Origin of the sequence: Paenibacillus pseudetheri, assembly GCF_924513355.1 — a bacterium.
In the GTDB taxonomy this organism is placed as follows: Bacteria; Bacillota; Bacilli; order Paenibacillales; family Paenibacillaceae; genus Paenibacillus_AQ; species Paenibacillus_AQ pseudetheri.
Genome location: NZ_CAKMAB010000018.1, coordinates 68293 through 89461 on the forward strand (window position 1 = coordinate 68293; position 21169 = coordinate 89461).

The following is a 21169-nucleotide window of genomic DNA, read 5'->3' on the forward strand; positions in this document are numbered from 1 at the left end:
TCTCTTCATTTAGTATTACCATGATTTATTCCATTAAAAAGGGCACTTTCCGTGTTTCAGAAAAGCGCCCTATTCTTGAAATTACAGTTCTGCTAATACTTTTTCAAGCTGATTGCCCATATTCGCCCAAGCATATTTAGCTCCCTCGATAGCGCCTTGGCGAGCTTTGGTCTCTTCACTAAATCCAGATTGACCAAGATGTAGATGTACCTTACCATCTGACTCTTTGCTCAAAGTCCAAGTAACTGTAGTGCCTTCTCCGGCACTATGCCAAGTATAGGATAATGTATGTGGCTCGTCTACAACGAGAACCTCGCAATCTACAATACCATCCCACCATTCATTTGGCTCTGCGCGAAATTGAAATTTATGCCCTACAACTGGCTTAAAGTCATTGCTCCAAATCCATTTCGCAAGTGTGTCTGAATCCGTCAAAGCGTTCCACACCTTCTCAATGGAGCTTGTAAATTGATAATCTAAGGATACATCTGGTTTCATTATTCTTCCTCCAATAAAAGTTTTAGTTTATCGATTCTTTCTTTCCAGAAGCCTTCGTAAAAAGATACCCAATCCCGAATTTCTTTTAATGGATTGGCATTCAAACGATATCTCGTTTCTCTACCAACCTTTCGAGCAACTACAAGATCAGCGTCTTTAAGAATAGACAAGTGCTTAGAAACTGCAGTACGGCCCATATCAAAATGAACCGTTATTTCATGTAGGGGTAATTCATCAACATCAGCCAGGATTTGAAGTAATTTTCGCCTCGTTGGATCTGCAACAGCGTCATATACATCCCTCACTTGACTATTATCGTTCAAAACCACCCCCACCTTTTCCGTAATATTACCTGTAGTGTATCCGATTATACTTTATCAGTACCCAATCGGACACCATTTAGTGTCATATTGATTATAGGACACCAAAAGGTGTCGTGTCAAGGTCCTTAAAATTTTAATTATCTGATCTTTTAATGGAATGAGGATATCGGTGCCTTGTTATTTTATTGCTCCCGTTCCCTGTATAGAAACTTTAACATTTACATCAAAAACAGCTTCGGGATAAATAGACTGCCATTGCTCCCATTCCTTATCCCCTTCATGCCGGGTAGCTCTATAGAGTAATCCAAATCCGAACGGATCTATCCCGTTTTTTTGCAGCTTTTTCAGCAAGCTTGATATCTTCGTCCTTTCTTCCTGTTCAACATGCTTTTCAAATTTAGTCCAATTTTCTTCATACACCTGATTTACGAATTCTTCTACAACTCCACGCATTTGAATAGATACACGAATAACTGGTTTATTCTTATTGTTTGTATCAATCGTATAACGTCTCTTCAACTGTTCAATAGCCAAGACAAAAGGTTGATCTACCATTTTTGTGGTGATTTCGAAATGAGGATAGCTATGAAGAAGTTCTTTAAAGACGCGGGTTTCATCTGTTGTCAAAATCGTTTTTATCTTATGTTTGTCTAAAAGAGCAACCCTATCAATTTTGTATACCTCATTTTCGGTCTCTATAATAGGCAAGTAGGGGTCCATGCCCTTTTCCGTCGTTCGACGATAGAAATCATAAAGATGTTCGGGAACCGTGAACGATGAGATTGATCCCGTTTCGGACAGGCTTAATAACAATGCATTACCTGAAAAATTTTCTGATTTTGGTTTCATTTTAAGAACAGTCTCCGCGTTGGGCTTCCCTATTGCCACAATCCCCTCCATCGGAATATCGAATCTTCTTGACAGCCAATTAAGTGGCTCGTTGATACTCTCATGGGCTAATGATTCACCCAAAATGCATATTTCTAAAAGACCAAAATTAAGATCTTTCGATGATTTTGCCCTTATTCGCCCGATTGCGCCTGATATCGTTTCGGAATTTTCACTTATGATTTGAATATTATTCACAGAAGGATCAAATTTTTGAGCAGGTAAAGCTAATTTCAATGTCACGCGATATGGATTTTTTGCATCATCTGATTGATCTACTCCGATGGCGATTACGAATATTCGTTTGTCGATATCCTTGAATGCACAACCCGATTGTATAGCCACTGTAAAGCAGAGAGCCATTAGGATAATGTTTCTCATACTTTACGCCGCCTTTTCAATACAGCAAACAACGCAACAAGCGCGACCATCAGAAATTCGGTATAAAATCGCAGCTCAAGCCAATTGACTGTATGGTATATGATTTGTTTTAAATTGAATGAACTGAAGTAGATGACTGTAACAATGGTAAATAGGCAACAAATTGCCCAAGATAATAGTTGTTCCTTCCGAAGATTATTTTGAAATTTCATAGAGAAGCATCCTTTCAACAGCTCAAGTCCAACATGAATGGTTACAGACGCATACACTAAGAGCAAAAAAAGGACGATGAGAAAATAAGGCATAATCGTACGTGAGAATAATCCTGACATCATACCAATTGAATCTAATGCAGAATACGTGGGGGCTATATAATTCCCCACCCCGTAAGTGCCATGAATTCCAATGGAAATAATCAAACCAGTGACTAATATATGCAAATTAACAATAAGGACGATGGGAGTGAATTTCCATTTGATTTTACTGGGAACAACTCGATTAAATACGATTAAGCCAACAAATCCGGAGAAAACACTATTTGCAGCCGTAATCGTTCCCCATTTCGGCCAAATGAATGCATAATCTGCCATTGCTTTAATAGAATTCCACTCTATTCCTTGACTAAAGATGGCTTTTGTAAAGGCATAGTACATTAAAGGAATACAAATAAAAAGAACGATCTCAAGCGTACTTAAAATTGTTTTGCTTGACCTTGTAGCTCCCCAAGATACTGCAAGAAAAATAAATACCATAATAGTAATTGTGTTTACATCTGTTAGATATAAATTAAAAAAGGATGATGCATACCCTATCATGATGCATCCTTTTGTTATAGTCATAATTGAAAAAAATATTAATAATGATATTCTTGCTCCTGCCGGCAAAAACATCCGAAAGATTTCAGGCAAACCCTTCCTTGGAAAATAACCAAGTGACTTTGTCATTGTTACAAGAAATATCATGCCGCTAACCGCACTTATCACAATAGCCAGCATGCTTCCATTAAACCGTTCATTCAATAAAAGGGTATATAATAAAAGACCTGTGATGGTTATCCCATCACACCATAAAACATAAAAAACATAACGATTCAAGGAAAAATATCCTCCTTTCTTTTATAATTTTCCGAATTTTTCTTGTTCTCCGATAAACACTTTTAAATAAGGTTTCCCAAAGCTTTTTAAATCGTTCAAGTAAAGGATCAAACAAAATAGTCCTACGATTAGACCTACATATCCAAATAAACTAGCTAACAAGATAAAAGGATATTTGACAATCCGTAATGCGAAACTCATAGCATTGATCGGCACGACAAAATTGGCAATGCCAATGGCGGAAGTTACGATAATCATGATATTGCTAACCAGATTTGCCTGCTGCGCAGCTTGTCCTAGAATTAGTCCACCAACTGTCGTTGCCGCTGCGCTGATCGACTTGGGAAGCCGTATACTAGCTTCGATTAAGGTATCGATTAAGAACATCATAATGAGCACTTCAATGTACGACGGATAAGGGATGCCCGCACGACTACCGGCAATAGAGAAAGCGAGCTGGGCTTGAAACAACTCAGGGTTGAAAGAGACCAGAGAAATATAAATGCCTGGAAGTAACACAGTAATGAAAATGCCGATATAACGTAGTACCACAAGGCTAAAACCGACCCATAACTGCTCAAAAGTATCATCCATTGAGGAAATGAAATCATAAAAAGTAGCCGGAGCGATTAAAACGAATGGGCTACCTTCGACAAGTAAAACGACTTTGCCTTGTATCAGATTTAACGCGACGCGATCCGGTCTTTCTGTAATCATCAATGTAGGAAAAAGTGAGTATTTACGACTAGTAAGTAATCTTTGAAGGTGTGCTGCCGAAAGGATGACGTCTGATTTAATTGAATTGAGCTGCGTTTGAAGTTCGATTAATAATCCTTTATCAACCAAAAGACTATCATAAACTAAACCGACTTCAGTCTGTGGTAATCCCCTAAGCTTTCTTTGCTCATAAACAAGATTTGGAGAGGGATAACGATACCGAATCAAATTGAGATTTGTATCAATCACATCACTGAATGAACGTTGCGAGCCATAAATCGCCGTTTCCGAGCTTGCATCTCCAAGCTGATTGTTGATCACTTTTTTCGCACTGAACAAGAAAATCTCATTTTCCATCTGAATACAGGCATGGCCGACCATCAACTTCTGCAAAATATCTTGTTCCTTCTCCGGATTGCTGATGTCGGGAAGTGAAGTAAGATAATCTTTGAACTCCTCTTTACTCGAGCATTCTAGTATGGAGTAGATCAGATCAGCCTTGATTTTCTTTTCATCGCAAACGCTAACCAAGTAAAGGATTTCCAACTCAATATCCTGAATTCGGACGAGTTCCTTCTTCAAATCGCATGAGGTAGCTAGCTGCTTCTTAATTAGTTGAAAGGCTTCGATCATGATGCAACAATCCTCCGGTTCTTTTTTGATATCATTTCCTTTTATTCTGAGTTTTATCCTACCTGTAAATATACTAGTAATTGAAGGGACCATGTTTATACTCCTAGTTCTAAAACAAAAAGGCAGGAACAAGGTTTATCACCTTAGTTCCTGCCTTTCAATTACCACGTCAATTCAACTTATTTCATTTTTACTCAGTAAAGCGGCAACACTTCTTGTTTTAGCCCTGAAAAAAGATCTCCGGATTGTTCAAAAAAGGTGTCAGGTAAATGATAATAAGCATCTCCCATAGATACGACTTTTAATTCAGGAATAATATACATGCCCATATAGGTTCCATCCTTGAGGTTGAATTTTAGCTGATACGATTTCCCTTGGGATTGCGCCTCCGCAATAGCCTCGTATTCTTTATTACTTAAATCAGCAGTTTTTGCGTTATACAGCCCATCAATGAAAGACTCCACAGAAGCATGATCTGTCAATTTTTTCAACACATCATTCCCCACATGATTAAGAACCTGGAGCTCTTTTGCATGCTTATTTAGATCAGACATATCCAGATATTCCTTAACTGTCATCGTAGAATCGTCCACCTTTGCCACGATTTCTGCCAAATAATAATACTCCTCAACTTTAACAGCGATGCGGAATTTGGATGGGTACGTCGGGATTTCATATAACTTTCCTCCAACAGCGAACGTGGACGAGAAATCCTTTTCTACAACTTCTCCTCCATCGTTCTTCCCGATCTCTTGGTTAATATCAAAATCTATGGTTCCAAGTGATTTTTCAGGCTTCATTCCTGTGAACTTAAACTGAGCACCATCACTTACAAATGCATAACGAAATCCGTTGTAATTTAAAATTTTCCGAACTCCGGTAGGAGCTGAGACTGGTGTTTGCTGCGAGATTTGTGGTGAATTCGTTAATGAAGGTTTTAGAGGAGATGTGTAGATGGCCACTCCTAACACAAGTGCCGCACAAGCAGCCATGGTTACCCACTTCGCATATGTTCTCTTATTAGTACGCCTCGCTGTGTTGGCCTTTTCCACCAGATTGCCGTCTACATAACCAATAGTCTTAAAAAGATCTTTATTATTCATACGATATAGCCCTCTTTCGTAAGGTATATTTGGAGTTTTTTTCGTGTTCTAAAAAGAACCGATTTCGTTTTACTTTCACTTATTGAGAATCGTGTTGCGATATCAGCCAAAGAATCAGAATACCAGTAACGTCTCAGAAAAATATTCCGATGATCTTCGTTAATCTTCAGCAAGAAATTGCTTATGGATTCAGCGATTTGTTCTTCCTCATATTGACTTTCGACATTGTCTGGGGAGGATAAACAATCATTTAATTCATCAAGAATCGTATCGAATTTTTTATTCCGCTTTTTGGCCATGTAATAATCGTGTTTATTTAACGCGATATTTCGTGTGATCCTCCCCAAAAAAGATGAGAGCTTAGTAGGTGTCTTCGGCGGTATCGTTTCCCACGCTCCTAGAAAGGTATCGTTCACGCATTCTTCTGAATCTTCAAAATTAGATAGAATGTTATGAGCTATCTTGGTACAATAATTTCTATATTTTTTGGATGTTTCTTCTATTGCTGTTTCATTGCGGGCAAAGTAAAGCTGTATGATTTCACTATCGTCCATTCCATCACTTCCGTTCAGTTTGATTAAGGCCTCACTTATAAAGTAAGAAAAAATTGGTTTTGGTTGCAAAAAATTTTCTGTCCTCATAAGCTTAAACATTCATTGCAATATTATGACGCGTGATTCTATCATTTTGATTCCTGAGTCAGTAGGCAATGTGCCTATAAAAAAAGCCGGTGTACCCTTTAATGGGCAACACCGGCCAATCTATTAATAAATAAATCGCAAGCATAATCGTCTCCGATACGGATTTCCCAAAAACCTGAGAACCCTTATGCGGATCAAATTAATTAAATTAATATTTAATATCATTATTTCATTTTCTCTGGATTACTTTAAGGAATTTCCCATTCTTAAGCAGACGGTAAGCCTTCTCGATCTCCGTAGTCTGATTACGATCTTGGGATAGAAAGTGTACTTCTGCGCAGAGCTATTTATAGCCAGCCTTCGTACCTTCGCCCAATGTCAGATTGCCGCGAAGATCGAGCGTAGATGCCGTATTCACAATTACGTTAAAATCGTAATTTCTTTATGCTTGTATGAGCAAGCCACGTGAAAAAGGCTATGCGCTATGGCTTGGTTTCTTGCGTATGCTCGTAAGTTCAAAAGCCTCTTTAGGAATACCCAGTTCTTGAGCCTTCTTCTTTTTAATCACCATAGCTTGTTGTAAGCTAGTGGCTTGAAATTCAACTATGGTGCCAAGCGGATCCTCAAATGCATAGTAACTTTTTTTATTGGACATTATCTTAGCGCCTCCTCATCTTATTCTCGAATAATTTTGCCTGACCATGTTGTCTAAAAAACTCCTTTGACAAGAGGTACAAAACATTTCCCGCAAAGGTTACAAGTATATTATCTCGCCCGCTTACCCAATTCTCGGGCCGGTGAAGCAGCATCCTCTTGCAATGACGGATGCCGCGAGTAACCGGCATCGGGACTGTGAAGAGGTCATCGGCGAGCGTTAAGTAGCAAGACTAGGGATGTCGCCGAAAATGGTGGTGCCAAGTCGCCATTTTTGTCTGTCAATGGTGTTAGAATAGGCGAAAATTGTCTTTCTGACGATAGAAGCTCCTTTCAAAGTTCGCAGATATGACAAATCCCCCTAATAGTGTGCGTCTCATCTTAGAGAACTATGCGCGAAGGCCACCTCATAAATAAATACCGAACTCCAGTCACATCCTGCCAGTTGCAAGTAAAACATGAATCAGAACTTTACAACAAGTAAACCCATCGAATTATGGCACTGGTTTATTAAATTGGCGTTCCCCATTAGCTTAATGCGACCTTGAGTTTTTCCCAATCTTTTAGTAATGCCCAGATTATTTCGGGCTCACTTTCAACTGATTTCATCGTACCCACATAAATATCAGATGAATATTGAGACTAAACTATCCTGCTCTTAACTTCAGACTAAAATTGTTAGAGGAAGCCGTGGCGAATTTCTGATATTCGCGCTATATCTTCTGCGGAGAAAACAATCGAAAGCTCTTACGAATCCTGGATGCCTCACTGCGGATTGGCTCTGGCAGGATGGTTTCAATCTTCCCTCTAGAAGTTCGAGACTTACTACCATAGTGGACATCAAACCAATGCTCGATAAAATCTGTCCCGATGAGTAACGTCACAGCTTCTTCCACCGTAAAAGTGACTGGTGGCAGGAATACCCCACCATCAAGGAGTATCCTTGCCCTAATTTTTTTTAATTTAACAGAAATCTCATGAAAAATAATACTATTCTAAACAAATTAGCTATAATTCTGATTCCTAAGGGGTAACTCCTTTAGAACTTAACCTTACATACTTGATGTTAGCACTGTTGGCTCTGTTGTAAGCTGTACGTTTCCTGCTACAGCTCTGGAAATCATACAAGAGCCTTCTGCTTTATGGGCAATACGAATTGCTTTATCAATATCGTCCTGTGACGCATCTTTGGTAAGTGTAATGATGGGTGAATGTTTTATCGCTTCATATGTAAAAATGTTATTTGTTACATCCACTGTCGCCTCTGACATTAAGGTCAGACTGGAAGTCGTAAGACCTGATCGCTCGAGCATAGCTGCTAGTGTAATGAGATAGCAGGTTGCCGCGGCACCCAGTAGCATCTCATCCGGATTCGTTCCAATTCCTGGCCCGCCCATTTCTTTCGGAATGGAGATTTGAGTCTTGAGTTGTCCAGCTTCAATCGTTCCGTCACTGTTACGACCGCCGTGCCATACGGCATTTAATATAAATGGGTGTTTCATTTCTAGAAGTCCTCCCTATCTTGAAATTGCATGACATATCTTAAATCGAATACTCTACATGCTAACATAGAAGAATGCGGTGAACAAACAGGCTCAGACCTACTATTCGTGAGATTTATCTATAAATTAAATTTCAGGAGGCTCTATTATCATGTCAACGATACGGATAAATGCCTATCATGGCTTCTGATTTATGCCCGGCTATGCATTGAATTGACCAGGTAGGGATCCGGCAAGGTCAAGAAAGAAACATCTAAACTTTATGGGGTATAAACTATAGTTGCTATATATACAGAGTCCTAAAGTTCTTATACCATTAACTTTGTAAGCGATTAACTTTATAGGAGGTAATAACTTGACAAAGCTTGCGCAATCCAATGAACCTCTATTGTTCAGTTTAAAGAGAAATGGTATTTATTTTATCATGACAGTTCTTTGTCTGGTGGTGCTGACAACAAGCGTTCTGTAAAATATACGGAGCTGAAATACAACGATGACGGCACCATTCAAACCATCCATCCTTAGTTTTTTATTGAAATGGAATGCAAGCCGTAGTTCTCAGGAGGGGGAAATATGATGCCAATGACACAACAAGGTGCTTTTTATACGGGGGAATATCGCAATTTATTTAAGGAGCTTGGCTTTTCTGAAGATGATATTAACGCTAAACTCAATGAAACTTGGAATGATTTGTTTTACGGAGATCCGGACGTACGAATATACTATCCGCAGGACGCGGATAAAAGCTATATCCTGGATACAGGTAATCTAGACGTTCGGTCGGAAGGAATGTCCTACGGGATGATGATGGCCGTTCAAATGAATAAAAAAGAAGAGTTTGATCGTCTATGGAACTTCTCAAAGACGTTTATGCAGCACAAAGAAGGTCGCTATGCCAATTACTTTGCTTGGCACTGCAAGCCTGACGGTACAAGGATTTCTCAGGGACCAGCACCGGACGGGGAAGAGTTTTTCGCCATGGCTCTGTTTTTTGCCGCAAAACGTTGGGGGAACGGTCCGGAACCTTATAATTATTCTGAGCAGGCCCAAACGATATTGCATGCTTGTGTACATAAAACAGAAACAGGAGATGGCGACTCCATGTGGGACGCGGAAACGAAATTGATCAAATTCATACCGGAATCCACCTTCAGTGATCCGTCTTACCATCTCCCCCATTTCTATGATTTGTTCGCCTTGTGGGCTGACGAACGTGACCACATGTTTTGGCGAGAAGCCGCGGAAGCCAGCCGCACATATCTGCATACTGCATGCCATCCTATAACTGGTCTTGCTCCCGAATATGCTAATTTTAACGGGTCCCCTGCAGAACCCCAGCCTCATGGTGATTTCAGCCATTTTTTCAGTGATGCCTACCGGGTAGCGGCTAATATCGGTCTAGACTGGGCTTGGTTCCAAAAGGACATCTGGCAGGTCGATCAATGTAACCGGATTCAGGCTTTTTTTAGGAATATCGAAGTTTCCGATTACCGGAGGTATACCATTGAGGGACAGCCCTTCGACGAACTGGTGCTGCACCCGACAGGTCTGTTGGCGACCAATGCCATGGCTTCCCTTGCTTCTAATGGCCCGGAGGCAGAGCATTTTGTCCGTTTGCTTTGGACTCCGTCGTTATTATGACAACTGTCTGTACTTCTTTAGTTTACTGGCTTTGAGTGGAAATTATCGCATTTATTGAAGGAATAATAAGTTGATGTTCATGTAAAAAAAGAACCTTATGATAAAGGGTCTTTTTTACTATTTTAAGATACATAGAGCTTTGGTATTACTTAATAACTACATATTCCAAGTTTACAAGTTTTGCATAAGCAATAATTTAGTCTGTTGTAAGAGTTAATGAAACAACGGTGTGGTGACCGCCACCATTTTCGATCCAAGCTTTAACCCCATCTTGGAAGTTAGGTTTAACATTCCAAAGTACACGAGCTACTGGAAGGTTTGGAGCTGGAACCGTTGGTTCGAAAGCAGTAACTTCGTTGATCAATAGTTTGTAATGAGTCCCAAAGTCAGCCATGGAAACAACCACACCGTCTCCTGCTTTACCATCAAAGACTAAACGGGCTGGATCGTCTTTACCACCGATACCTAGTGGGGATACGATAATTTTGGGTTGGTTGCTTGCCAAAGTAGGATCTACTTCAAGCATATGGGATTGAAGAATAGATTCTTGTCCAACCGTCAATTCATAAGTGTAATCTTCCATAAAGCCAGTAGATTGGTTATGGCTCATCACTTTAAGCAAGTGATCGAGAGCTGCAGTCTTCCAATCTCCTTCTCCAGCAAAACCATAACCTTGTGCCATCAGACGTTGAACAGCAAGTCCAGGAAGTTGTTTCATGCCATGCAAATCTTCGAAGTTCGATGTGAAAGCGTTATACCCACCTTGATCAAGGAAACGTTTAATAGCAATCTCATAGCTTGCTTGAACTCTTACGCTAGCTTCCCAAGCTTCTTTGCTGTTAGTACCATAATCAAATTTATACAGCTCTGAATATTCATCGAACAAGGCGTCGATTTCTTCTTCTTTAACTTCATTAATGACATGAACCAGGTCACCAATACCAAAGTAGTCCACAGTCCAGCCAAATTGAATTTGGGCTTCAACTTTATCTCCTTCAGTTACACCAACGTTACGCATGTTGTCACCAAAACGAGCGACCTTGATGTTGAAGCTTTCGTTATAAGCAACAGCTACGTCCATCCATTCTGCAATTTGCTTTTGAACTTCAGGGCGTTCCCAGTAACCTACTACCACTTTGTTTTGTTTGTTCAAACGGGCGTTAATAAAACCATATTCACGGTCACCATGAGCGGCTTGGTTTAAATTCATGAAATCCATATCGATGGTTGCCCAAGGAATACTTTCGTTATATTGCGTAGCTAAATGAAGCAAAGGCTTTTGCAGCATCTTTGTTCCGCGGATCCACATTTTTGCAGGCGAGAAGGTATGCATCCAAGTGATAACACCGGCAACTTCATCACGGTAATTGACTTCTTTCATGATGTTGGTGATTTTATCTGCGCTGACAGCCAAATCCTGTAACACTAGTGGGTAAGGCAAAACTCCACTTTTATTCAAAGCATCTGTCATCGTTTGGGCATGCGCCTTAACTTCAGCCAATGCTTCTTCCCCATAAAGATGTTGTGACCCTACGACAAACCAAAATTCTTTTGCTACTGCTGTTGACATATTCATCCTCTTTTCGTAATTTTGTAGTTGATTATTTTTGTCCGTAATAAGCGTCTTTTCCATGTTTGCGCAAGTAATGTTTATCTAAAATACGTAATGGCAACTCCTCTACAAAATGGTTCAGCTCTCTTGCAAACAAATTCATTTTGGATACTTCATCCAAAACCACGCTGTTTATTACCGCCGATTTCGCATCTTTTCCCCAAGTAAAGGGTCCGTGTCCTTTAAGTAAAACACCTGGAACCGCCATAATATCTATTCCACGTTGTTCAAAGGTTTCGATGATTACATTACCCGTTTCCGCTTCGTAACCACGATCGACTTCTTCTTGCGTCAAGAAGCGCGCACAAGGAATGGAACCATAGAAGGTATCTGCATGGGTCGTTCCCATGACAGGAACATCTAGTCCTGCTTGAGCCCAGATGGTCGCCCAAGTGGAATGCGTGTGCACGATTCCCCCGATTTCGGAATAATGCTTATAAAGCACGGCGTGAGTAGGTGTATCGGAGGAAGGTCTCATATCCCCATCAACCACATTGCCATCGAGATCAACAACAACCATGTCGCTGGCTTTCATTGTTTCATAATTTACACCACTAGGTTTGATTACGAATAGTCCGCTTTCACGATCAATCGCACTTACATTTCCCCATGTATACTTAATAAGTCCTTGTTTCGGCAATTCCAGATTGGCTTGAAAAACCTCTTCTTTAAGTTGTTCTAACATCTTGCTACCTCCATTTTCACACTAAATTGTCAACAGCGGACTGCTCAATCGCCAGACCTTTTTTATAACGTTCGATAAAGGTTTCAAATCCTTTAATGTCGGTTGCCTCTGGATGAATTTCTTCACCCTTAACATCTTTGAACACTTTTTGATCGAGGAAGTCTTCTAAACTTTCTTCCTGATTTTTATTCATCATGTAAGCGGCAAGAATAGCCATTCCCCATGCACCGCCTTCACCGGCAGTCGACATTACCGAAACAGGAACATTCATTGAAGCTGCTATCATTTTTTGACCCACTACCGGAGTCTTAAATAAGCCGCCGTGGCCTAAAATACTATCAATGGCTAAATTCTCTTCCTTCGTCAAAATGTCCATTCCAATTTTTAAAGCGCCAAAGGCGCTGTAAAGATGCGTACGCATAAAGTTGGACAGATTGAATTTGCTCTCCGGCGAGCGGACAAATAACGGACGGCCTTGTTCTAAGCCAGTAATATTCTCTCCTGAGAGATAACCATAGCTTAGTAATCCACCGGCATCAGGATCTGCTTCCAAAGCTTTATTTAATAGCACGCTGTACAATTTATTGGCATCCACTTTGTGTCCCATGGCTTCATAGAACTCGCGGAATAACCCGAGCCAGGCGTTGAGGTCACTTGAACAGTTATTCGCATGAACCATGCCCACCGGACTTCCATTCGGAGTAGTAACCATATCGATTTCTGGATAAACTTTGGAAAGTTCTTTTTCTAACACAATCATGGCAAAAACAGAGGTTCCTACAGATACATTCCCGGTGCGTTTTCTTACGCTATTCGTTGCAACCATCCCGGTTCCAGCATCCCCCTCTGGAGGACTAAGCGGAATACCCGATTGTAAATGCAGCGATGGATCCAGAATTTTAGCTCCCGCTTCGCTTAAAATACCTGCTTGCTCCCCTGCAACATACACCTTAGGAAGTAAATCACGGGTCTTCCACGGATAACCTTTGCTTGCAACAAGTTCATCAAACTGCTGTATCATGGATGCGTTAAAATTTGCTGAAGTTTCATCAATTGGGAACATACCGGATGCATCCCCAACACCAAGTGCTTGATTTCCAGTCAATAGCCAATGAATATATCCTGCAAGAGTCGTAATGAAACGTATCTGTGGCACATGTTCTTCTTCATTCAAAATCGCCTGATAAAGATGAGCAATGCTCCAGCGTTCTGGAATATTAAACCCAAACAGATCGGTTAATGCTTTGGCAGCCGCACCTGTTGTTGCATTACGCCAAGTCCGGAATGGAACAAGCAACTCATTGTGCTCGTCGAAAGCCATATATCCATGCATCATTGCAGAAAAACCGATTGAACCAACCGTTTGAAGAGTGATTCCGTAATTTTGTGTGACTTCTTCCTTCATCTCGCGATAGGCGTCTTGCAGACCTTTGATAATATCTTCCAAGTTGTACGTCCAAAAACCGTCCTTCAACTGATTTTCCCATTCGTAACTTCCAGAAGCGATCGTTTGAAAGCTATGATCAATAAGTACAACTTTGATACGCGTGGACCCCAATTCAATACCAAGCGAAGTTTCTTCCTTATTAATCGCTTGTTCGATGCTTAATCGATTCGATATCACGTTTGTCACCTCTCTGAGAGCGCTTTTTTAAAAGGTCATGATAAGAATTTTACTTTCTTAATTGACAGCTTTAGTATAATTTTTTTGTACGTACATTTGTCAATTTAATAGTTATATATACATACAAATATGGAGATGATAATAGTTTAACACTATAAAAAAAGAGCCCCTTTCTATTTTTTTCGCAGTCATGCTATAATTTGTACATACAAATTTACCGAATATAAGTTTAACTTAGCGAACAAGTATGGAAAGAGGAATTACATGAAACCAAAGTATCAAGTGATTTTAGATGATATAAAAAGCAAAATCCTTTCGGGAGACTACAATGTTGGTGAACAAATCCCTACTGAGTCTGCATTGCAGTCCATGTACGAAGTTAGCAGACAGACTGTTCGAAAAGCAATTTTAGAACTTTCCAACGAAGGCTTCCTGCGAAGCGAAAAAGGGTCTGGTACTTATGTCAGCAACCAATATCGTTCGAAGACCGGCGGGAGTTCCCATAAGAAGACGATCGGTGTAATCACGACCTATATTTCCGACTATATCTTTCCTTCCATTATCCGTGGGATCGAGAGTCGACTAAATGAGGATAATTATTCTCTACTATTAGCTAGTACCAATAACGATGTTGCTCAAGAAAAAAAGGCCCTGGAAATGATGCTGTCCTACGGTGTAGATGGTTTAATTATTGAACCGACGAAAAGCAATCTATATAACCCCAATATTGCTTACTACCTTTCTTTTAAGGAACAAGATATTCCGATTATAATGATTAATGCCTTTTATGAAGAAATAGAACTGCCGTACCTTTGTCTTGATGACGTACAGTCCAGCTATTTGGCAACAAAAGAATTGATAACCAAAGGGCACACCCAAATAGGGCTCATTGCAAAAATGGATGATTTACAAGGAAAGTATCGGATGAAAGGGTATATTAAAGCGCTCGGAGAATCCAAATTACGATTTTATCCGGAGCAGATTTTTTCATTCAACACGGAGACAAAACAGACGTTATCTACAGACTTGAAGGATTTTCTGAATAAAAATAGAGATACGCTCACTGCTATTGTTTGTTATAACGATGAGGTTGGGTTGGAAGTGGTTCATGCCTGCAGACAGCTGGACATCACTATTCCGGAGGAATTATCGATTATTGGACAAGACAATTCCTATATCGCCAAAAACGCGAACATCAAACTAACCACCTTGACACACCCACAAGAAGCCATGGGACGCGATGCAGCGGATTGGGTCATTAAGAAATTACAAGGAAAAAAAGACCTTCCAAACAACACTTATTATCAGCCTGTGTTAATTGAAGGAGAGACTGTAATAGAGAGATAGAATACAATTCGGATAAATTGCGGCAATATTCATATTTAAAAGGCAAGCATCCAATGTTCCGTTATTCCACCAAAGTAGAAGGTGCCCTTGGTCACTCCGCCGATTTTCAAGTCGACTCTCGCCATATTGGAGTTATTCGAAGCCCCGCGGAGTGAAAAAAAGCGGCATGGAATATCGCGCTTCCTGGCGAAGATGAAGTCGCCATTCTGGGCAACAAAATGCGAGATATTACGTGGAAACGCATTCCTGAAACCATTTTGGCGAAACCAGCGGATTTCGATAAAATCTGGGATGTGTGCGCAAAGAAAGCCTCATTTCGTAGCACCCATGTGGACGCAATCGACCAAACAGCGTATCAAACCATCAAAACAAAAGGAGCGTATATGTTAATCCAAATAATAAACAAAGTGGACTATAGAGCCATGTATCATTTCTTGTGAACACCGAATGATTTATTTTCTTGAAAAATCCTACATGTTTAAAGTCCCCTATCGCCCGAATAAAAAAAACAAAAGCGCAAACCATACACCCAACTCTTATTATCGTATTTGGTATAAAGTAGTAGTGTATATAACCTCCCTGAACCAGTAAAATGAAGCACGCGTATAGAAGAAGGATCGCGATAATTAGTGTGCCGATCTTACTAGGAGTAAAAGCAGGTTTGTACTCCCCCACTCTTGAAGGTATTGCTGCAACGGATCCCCAGCGTCCTCCATACGCCCAATAGACATGTAAGATGCTTATCAAACCTAAAAGACTTGCTGTTGACAATGTTATAACGAATTTCATATTGACCGCCTCCTAAATCACCCTATGTGAACATAAATGAAGCCTAAACGCTGTTTCCAAAACCATTAACAATTTAAACAGTTTCGTTTGTAGCCTAGGTAGCACTCGAACTAGAAAAACAGAAAATATAAACGTCAGTACATTATTTACTTGGCAAAAATAATACAAAGAATTGAGTTCCATCCTATCATAAAACAAGGCTAAATTAATGGTAGCGTTTGAGATTAGTACCAACCCACCGCTCACAAACCAGATAGATTCTTGGGTCATCGATTTGTGAATTTTAGGTGTAATACAGATATGCAAAATTCCCAAAGCATAAGCAACAAAGTCACAATAAAGTATAGAATATTTATAAAATGACTCCTTTCTCCTATTATAGTGGTTATTTGAATAGCTCGAACATACGGTTTCGTATGTTTAAGCATTTTTTATGCCCCTTTGGGTCGTAAAACCACATTAGGGACATTAGTAATCACATATTTAGTAAAATTAAAAACATTTTTTCTATATCAAAATTAGTATTAGCCTCAAACCGGGTCATCCACCCTACATAAGTTAAATAAGTAAGTCGTGCCCTTTCTATAGCCTCAGTAGGCAAAAGACCTTTTTTTTGAAAAAGCATGGCAATACATTTAATTCTTTGTTCCTCAATATCTACTAAACGTGAGGCCACGTTGGGATCATGTTTACCCCAAGCATAAATGCCAATCTCAATTTTCTTATCTCGATGGATACTAATCTGAAGTAGCTGCTCCAATGAGAAATCGTCCTGCTCTACACTCTGAATAATCCGTTTAGTTGCATAATCTTCCCAATAATCCAGTATGGAATCAAGGAGTTCTTTACGATTTCGAAAATAATGGTAAAAACTCCCTTTGCTTATGTCTAGCGTCCGAGCAAGAATTTCAATTCGTACTTCATGTATCCCCGCTTCGGCTAATTGTTTTAACCCAGCTTTTATCCAGTCTTCCCTTGTTAATTGCATGATTCACCCCTAAGATACGGTGACGTATGTTTTCATCAGGATAATGCCCAGTTATTATTTTGTCAACCTCCATATATTAAAACCTTTTATTGAAGAGTCTACTATACAAAATATAAATCACAATTCATCCGTTCAGGTGTAATAGAAGAATAAAACACCTACAATTACGACATTATAAGGTAGGCGTACGGTCCGGTTTAATTAGGAGGATGAGAAAAATCAAAACAAATATTACGTTTATTCAAGCCATTATGATTATTATGCTGAGCACAGGCCTTCTAAATCATGTCATTATCATCCCCATTCTATTGGACGCGGCAAAACGTGACGCATGGATCTCAGTGCTGCTTGCTGGGGCATGTGCGCTAGTTTGGATCTTTATCCTACACATTAGTACTACCAAAATCAAAAAGCAGCATCTTTTCGCTTGGCTGACAAAAGCATACCATCCTATCGTGAGCCGTATTCTTGCGGGAGTCGCTAGTGTATATTTGTTTGTCTTATGCATGCTTACAACTAGAGACACTGTATACTGGGTGCATCTAACCTTCTCTCCAGAGACACCTATCCTGATCCTTACTTTCATATTGCTTTTGATCTCCGTAATAAATGCTTATCTAGGTATTCATTCCCTCGCAAATACGGCTGGTCTTTTGCTGCCTTTTGTTATTATATTGGGATTTTTCATAATGTTCTCTAACACAACGCATAAGGATTATTCTTTATTAAAACCGATACTTGAACACGGTATGCAGCCAGTTTGGCACGGGACAATATACGTAGGCGCAGGTTTTGTTGAGGTCATCATGCTTTTCTTTATGCAACACCACATTAAATCTCGATTGTCATATCTATCGTTTATGCTCATGATCCTCCTTATTTTAGGTCTGACTATGGGACCGATAACTGGTGCAATTGTAGAATTTGGTCCAGATCAGGCTGAAAAGCTCAGATTTCCCGCGTATGAAGAATGGAGATTACTAACTATTGGACGATATATTGAACATCTAGACTTTTTTAGTGTTTACCAATGGTTCAGTGGTGCTTTTCTGAGAATTTCCCTAACTATGTTTCTTATTCTTGATATACACCAAATTCATAGCAAAAAAGTGAAGATGTTGGTTCTTGGAAGCATTTCTTTAGCTATTGTAGTGTTCACAGCCGTACCTTTTAGCGACCAATTTTTTCTAAGTATGTTATCTAACTATATTCTTCCCCTCTCTTTATGGGGGGTACTCGCTTTTTCTGTAATTGTTGCAGGGTTGATCAGTTTGGCTCACCGAAAGGGGAAAGTAACATCATGAAAGAGCCTGTGCAAAAGGAATCCCATACGTTCGAGGAAGTGTTCACACAAATATTTGGTTTAAGCTCAGACATTAAGAGACTGACTCTCTCTTTATCTGACTCGGACTATACCGTTCAACTGGTGTATTGCCAGGGATTGTGCGATGAAATCAAAGTTGAAGGAACCATCATTCCTGAATTAAAAAAGATTCCGGAATCTATTCTCACATCTCATGAACTTGATCTTGAGCAAAAGGTTCCGTTTCACATAACCCCCCTTCCATCAAATGAGATTGAGAATTCAATGACAGGTACTGTGCTAAATGGTGACCTTTTCCTTTTATTTACGCCATCGAATCAATGCTATGTTGTGAAATTAGCTGATCCACCTAAACGGCAACCTGAGGAACCTAATACTGAAGTGTCTACAAGAGGACCAAAGGATGGCTTTACGGAAGAATCATTTACCAATATTGCCCTTATTAGAAAAAGACTCAAGACCGAATTATTAGCGGTTGAAAAATTCACAATTGGAACACAAACAGCGACAGAAGTTCATCTTTTATATCTCAAGGAGACGATTAAGCCCCATGTTCTAACTGAGATTCAGACAAGACTAACAGACCTTCAAATCAAGGGATTAGTGAGCAGTACACAACTTGAAGAATGTCTGACTGGATTTTCGCTTTTCCCATTATTCTCATATACGGGCAGACCTGACTATGCAGCGAATTCACTGCTTCATGGCAAATTTGTGATTTTGACGAATGGTTCACCTACAGTGATTATTGCGCCAGCGAGCTTTAGCTTTTTGTTGAATACGTCGGAAGATGCACATATGGTTAATATTTTTGTTGCTTTTACAAGGTTATTAAGAGTACTCGGAGTGATGCTTTCCTTGTTTTTACCGGGTTTTTGGATCGCACTCACAACGTTTCATCAGGATCAAATTCCCTTTACATTACTTGCAACGTTAGTGAATTCGAGACAAGGAGTTCCTCTTCCGGCTCCCTTGGAAGCGATTGTGATGTTAATTTTATTTGAGATTTTTAGGGAAGCAGGTATGAGGTTACCTACCGCTTACGGTCAGACATTATCAGTTGTAGGAGGCTTGATAATCGGTCAGGCAGCTATTAGTGCCGGCATTGCAGGTCCAGGTACGATTGTGGTGATAGCGATATCAGTATTAGCCACCTTTACCTTGGTGAACCAATCATTAGTTAGCGTAGCTAGCTTCCTTCGAATTACTGTACTCTTGATTAGCGGGTTTCTAGGGTTGTTTGGTACGATGACATGTCTGCTTGCACTTGTCCTCTATTTAGTCAACCTCCGTTCTTTCGGCACCTACTACCTTTCTCCCTTATCTCCGCCTCACTTGAAGGGATTATATAAGGTTATTTTCAGAATGCCGTGGGGCAAGGGGAAATTTACGGACAATACGAGAATTAAAGGACGAGGACGATCATGAAATGGATCCGATGCATTCTTGTTACCGCTCTGCTTAGCATGCTGCTCACAGGCTGTTGGGGATCAAAAGAAATTGAACATATGATCTATGTAAATACAGTAGGTATCGATTATGTAGATAACAAAGTCGTTGTTTATATCCAAATGGTTAATTTTAGTGGCATTGCGAAGAAAGAGGCGGGTCAGACCCAGGAACAGAAAACCTTCATTGGCAAAGCAGAAGGAGATTCGTTTGATACCGCAATCTTTAATTTATATACTACTAGTCCACAAAGAATTGTCTGGAGCAATGTGAAAACAATCGTATTTAGTGAAGCTGCACTAAAGGAGAGCAGCGTTATTAATCAGGTTTTAGACGTGTGGGATCGGTATTATGAATTTCGTTATACTGTTTGGACAATGGCGACCAAAGATCCCATGGAAAAAGTGCTGACTACTCCGTCGATCGCTGATCTATCGGTAATTTACTCGCAGCTTAATAGTCCCATGCGAACCTATGAACAGAGCTCAATTATCGCTCCGCTGTATCTGTACAAGTTTATATGGAAATGGAAAGAGAAAGCCGAAACGGTTCAAATGCCTTTTATTGAAATTTCGCCAGACTGGACCAGCAACAACGCGCCTTCTCCGAACATTAGCACGACGGGGATCTGTTTTCTGCAAAATGAGCAATTTCGTGGCTGCCTGAAGTCTAGTGATATTTTAGGGGTTCGATGGTTGGAAAAAAAGACGCACAGAACGCCTCTGTTTCTCAAAGAAGAACAAACCGTACTTGCTGTGATCGTTATGAACAAAATTAAATCTTCCATTCATCCTAAGATGAAGGATGGTAAACCTGCCTTCGACATAAAAGTGTCTATGCAAGGCACTCTTCCAGAGTTAAGCTCAAACCTTAATAGAACGGAACTTGAACAAAGAGCGATAAAAGAAATCAATAATCAGATTACGGGGACTTACATGAAAGGTTTAAAAATACATGCTGATGTATATAGACTCTCAAGCATATTTTATCGCGATCTTCCAAAGGAGTGGAACAAATTAACTGATAAGGGAATCATACCGCTCGATTCAAGCAGTATTGACAAGATCAATATTAAGGTAAATCTGACCAGTGGTGGGATATCTAAGATTGATTAATCTTGTTATGATGAAGATACTTGAGGCTGATAGACCAGACAACTTTTGATTGTTTATCAGCCTCTTAACTTGAGAAGTAAAGCAGACGTGATATCGCGCCAAAGAATTAAGCCATGTATCCACACATTTTGGGTTAATACATGAGACCTACCATCAGAAGG

18 protein-coding genes and 3 pseudogenes are annotated in these 21169 nt (G+C 39.9%); 6 read left to right on the top strand and 15 right to left on the bottom strand.

From position 1 onward, the window contains the following. Nucleotides 1-81: 81 nt before the first annotated feature. From L1028_RS17320 to L1028_RS17365, 10 genes and pseudogenes are all read right to left on the bottom strand, one after another. Nucleotides 82-498: an SRPBCC family protein gene (locus tag L1028_RS17320; protein WP_234535882.1), complete on the bottom strand. Its 417-nt coding sequence runs from the start codon at nt 496-498 to the stop codon at nt 82-84. Then, nucleotides 498-827, bottom strand: a complete 330-nt coding sequence (locus L1028_RS17325) for an ArsR/SmtB family transcription factor (protein ID WP_423803055.1) — start codon at nt 825-827, stop codon at nt 498-500. Before L1028_RS17325 ends, L1028_RS17320 begins: the two co-directional genes overlap by 1 nt. A 171-nt stretch (nt 828-998) precedes the next feature. Next, on the bottom strand, nt 999-2090 hold the full coding sequence (locus L1028_RS17330; RefSeq protein WP_234535886.1) for a Ger(x)C family spore germination protein: 1092 nt from the start codon (nt 2088-2090) through the stop codon (nt 999-1001). Next, entirely contained in the window at nt 2087-3184 is a 1098-nt protein-coding gene (locus L1028_RS17335) for a hypothetical protein (RefSeq protein WP_234535889.1), read from the bottom strand. The genes L1028_RS17330 and L1028_RS17335 overlap by 4 nt, the downstream gene beginning before the upstream one ends. A 21-nt stretch (nt 3185-3205) precedes the next feature. Beyond that, nucleotides 3206-4534 carry a spore germination protein gene (locus L1028_RS17340; protein WP_234535890.1) on the bottom strand — a complete coding sequence of 443 codons (1329 nt, stop codon included), beginning with the start codon at nt 4532-4534 and terminating at the stop codon, nt 3206-3208. Nucleotides 4535-4728: 194 nt separating this feature from the next. Continuing rightward, nucleotides 4729-5637 (bottom strand): hypothetical protein, encoded by a 909-nt coding sequence (locus L1028_RS17345; protein WP_234535892.1) that lies wholly within the window; start codon nt 5635-5637, stop codon nt 4729-4731. Then, entirely contained in the window at nt 5634-6290 is a 657-nt protein-coding gene (locus tag L1028_RS17350; protein WP_234535894.1) for an RNA polymerase sigma factor, read from the bottom strand. Before L1028_RS17350 ends, L1028_RS17345 begins: the two co-directional genes overlap by 4 nt. A 463-nt stretch (nt 6291-6753) precedes the next feature. After that, on the bottom strand, nt 6754-6933 hold the full coding sequence (locus L1028_RS17355) for a hypothetical protein (protein ID WP_234535896.1): 180 nt from the start codon (nt 6931-6933) through the stop codon (nt 6754-6756). Between the two features lie 718 nt (nt 6934-7651). Beyond that, nucleotides 7652-7881: pseudogene (locus L1028_RS17360) on the bottom strand (helix-turn-helix transcriptional regulator); the annotation flags it as partial. A 103-nt stretch (nt 7882-7984) separates the two neighbouring features. Continuing rightward, the gene (locus tag L1028_RS17365; RefSeq protein ID WP_234535899.1) at nt 7985-8434 is read right to left on the bottom strand and encodes an OsmC family protein; all 450 of its coding nucleotides are present in this window, start codon (nt 8432-8434) and stop codon (nt 7985-7987) included. A gap of 384 nt (nt 8435-8818) precedes the next feature. Between L1028_RS17365 and L1028_RS17370 the strand changes: the two are divergent. Further along, a pseudogene (locus L1028_RS17370) lies at nt 8819-8959 on the top strand (alpha-N-arabinofuranosidase); the annotation flags it as partial. Between the two features lie 51 nt (nt 8960-9010). Next, nucleotides 9011-10133 (top strand): annotated as a pseudogene (locus tag L1028_RS17375) (family 8 glycosyl hydrolase). A 138-nt stretch (nt 10134-10271) separates the two neighbouring features. On the opposite strand, the gene araA reads toward L1028_RS17375, so the two are convergent. From araA to L1028_RS17390, 3 genes are read right to left on the bottom strand one after another with little or no spacing between them, the layout of a single operon-like run. Beyond that, nucleotides 10272-11645, bottom strand: coding sequence for an L-arabinose isomerase (araA, locus tag L1028_RS17380; RefSeq protein ID WP_234535900.1), 1374 nt, complete (start codon nt 11643-11645; stop codon nt 10272-10274). A gap of 31 nt (nt 11646-11676) precedes the next feature. After that, a complete protein-coding gene (locus L1028_RS17385) occupies nt 11677-12372 on the bottom strand; it encodes an L-ribulose-5-phosphate 4-epimerase (protein WP_234535902.1) in 696 nt (231 codons plus the stop codon). Between the two features lie 16 nt (nt 12373-12388). Continuing rightward, nucleotides 12389-13996 carry a xylulokinase gene (locus tag L1028_RS17390; protein WP_234535904.1) on the bottom strand — a complete coding sequence of 536 codons (1608 nt, stop codon included), beginning with the start codon at nt 13994-13996 and terminating at the stop codon, nt 12389-12391. Nucleotides 13997-14260: 264 nt separating this feature from the next. On the opposite strand from L1028_RS17390, the gene L1028_RS17395 reads away from it, so the two are divergent. Further along, nucleotides 14261-15343 carry a GntR family transcriptional regulator gene (locus tag L1028_RS17395; protein ID WP_234535906.1) on the top strand — a complete coding sequence of 361 codons (1083 nt, stop codon included), beginning with the start codon at nt 14261-14263 and terminating at the stop codon, nt 15341-15343. A 363-nt stretch (nt 15344-15706) separates the two neighbouring features. On the opposite strand, the gene L1028_RS17400 is transcribed toward L1028_RS17395, so the two are convergent. Next, a complete protein-coding gene (locus L1028_RS17400) occupies nt 15707-16132 on the bottom strand; it encodes a DUF3995 domain-containing protein (protein ID WP_234535908.1) in 426 nt (141 codons plus the stop codon). A 475-nt stretch (nt 16133-16607) separates the two neighbouring features. Next, nucleotides 16608-17120 carry a TetR/AcrR family transcriptional regulator gene (locus L1028_RS17405; protein WP_234535911.1) on the bottom strand — a complete coding sequence of 171 codons (513 nt, stop codon included), beginning with the start codon at nt 17118-17120 and terminating at the stop codon, nt 16608-16610. A gap of 209 nt (nt 17121-17329) precedes the next feature. Between L1028_RS17405 and L1028_RS17410 the strand changes: the two genes are divergently transcribed. From L1028_RS17410 to L1028_RS17420, 3 genes are read left to right on the top strand one after another with little or no spacing between them, the layout of a single operon-like run. Next, the gene (locus tag L1028_RS17410; RefSeq protein WP_234535913.1) at nt 17330-18424 is read left to right on the top strand and encodes a GerAB/ArcD/ProY family transporter; all 1095 of its coding nucleotides are present in this window, start codon (nt 17330-17332) and stop codon (nt 18422-18424) included. Then, nucleotides 18421-19872: a spore germination protein gene (locus L1028_RS17415; protein WP_234535915.1), complete on the top strand. Its 1452-nt coding sequence runs from the start codon at nt 18421-18423 to the stop codon at nt 19870-19872. Before L1028_RS17410 ends, L1028_RS17415 begins: the two co-directional genes overlap by 4 nt. Next, entirely contained in the window at nt 19869-21008 is a 1140-nt protein-coding gene (locus L1028_RS17420) for a Ger(x)C family spore germination protein (RefSeq protein ID WP_234535917.1), read from the top strand. The genes L1028_RS17415 and L1028_RS17420 overlap by 4 nt, the downstream gene beginning before the upstream one ends. Nucleotides 21009-21169: the final 161 nt, after the last annotated feature.

What these genes read in the sequence shown, in the direction of transcription:
- L1028_RS17320 (WP_234535882.1), bottom strand. Translation starts at nt 498, where the DNA reads ATGAAACCAGATGTATCCTTAGATTATCAATTTACAAGCTCCATTGAG.
- L1028_RS17330 (WP_234535886.1), bottom strand. Translation starts at nt 2,090, where the DNA reads ATGAGAAACATTATCCTAATGGCTCTCTGCTTTACAGTGGCTATACAA.
- L1028_RS17340 (WP_234535890.1), bottom strand. Translation starts at nt 4,534, where the DNA reads ATGATCGAAGCCTTTCAACTAATTAAGAAGCAGCTAGCTACCTCATGC.
- L1028_RS17345 (WP_234535892.1), bottom strand. Translation starts at nt 5,637, where the DNA reads ATGAATAATAAAGATCTTTTTAAGACTATTGGTTATGTAGACGGCAAT.
- L1028_RS17350 (WP_234535894.1), bottom strand. Translation starts at nt 6,290, where the DNA reads ATGTTTAAGCTTATGAGGACAGAAAATTTTTTGCAACCAAAACCAATT.
- L1028_RS17355 (WP_234535896.1), bottom strand. Translation starts at nt 6,933, where the DNA reads ATGTCCAATAAAAAAAGTTACTATGCATTTGAGGATCCGCTTGGCACC.
- L1028_RS17365 (WP_234535899.1), bottom strand. Translation starts at nt 8,434, where the DNA reads ATGAAACACCCATTTATATTAAATGCCGTATGGCACGGCGGTCGTAAC.
- araA (WP_234535900.1), bottom strand. Translation starts at nt 11,645, where the DNA reads ATGTCAACAGCAGTAGCAAAAGAATTTTGGTTTGTCGTAGGGTCACAA.
- L1028_RS17385 (WP_234535902.1), bottom strand. Translation starts at nt 12,372, where the DNA reads ATGTTAGAACAACTTAAAGAAGAGGTTTTTCAAGCCAATCTGGAATTG.
- L1028_RS17395 (WP_234535906.1), top strand. Translation starts at nt 14,261, where the DNA reads ATGAAACCAAAGTATCAAGTGATTTTAGATGATATAAAAAGCAAAATC.
- L1028_RS17400 (WP_234535908.1), bottom strand. Translation starts at nt 16,132, where the DNA reads ATGAAATTCGTTATAACATTGTCAACAGCAAGTCTTTTAGGTTTGATA.
- L1028_RS17405 (WP_234535911.1), bottom strand. Translation starts at nt 17,120, where the DNA reads ATGCAATTAACAAGGGAAGACTGGATAAAAGCTGGGTTAAAACAATTA.
- L1028_RS17410 (WP_234535913.1), top strand. Translation starts at nt 17,330, where the DNA reads ATGAGAAAAATCAAAACAAATATTACGTTTATTCAAGCCATTATGATT.
- L1028_RS17415 (WP_234535915.1), top strand. Translation starts at nt 18,421, where the DNA reads ATGAAAGAGCCTGTGCAAAAGGAATCCCATACGTTCGAGGAAGTGTTC.
- L1028_RS17420 (WP_234535917.1), top strand. Translation starts at nt 19,869, where the DNA reads ATGAAATGGATCCGATGCATTCTTGTTACCGCTCTGCTTAGCATGCTG.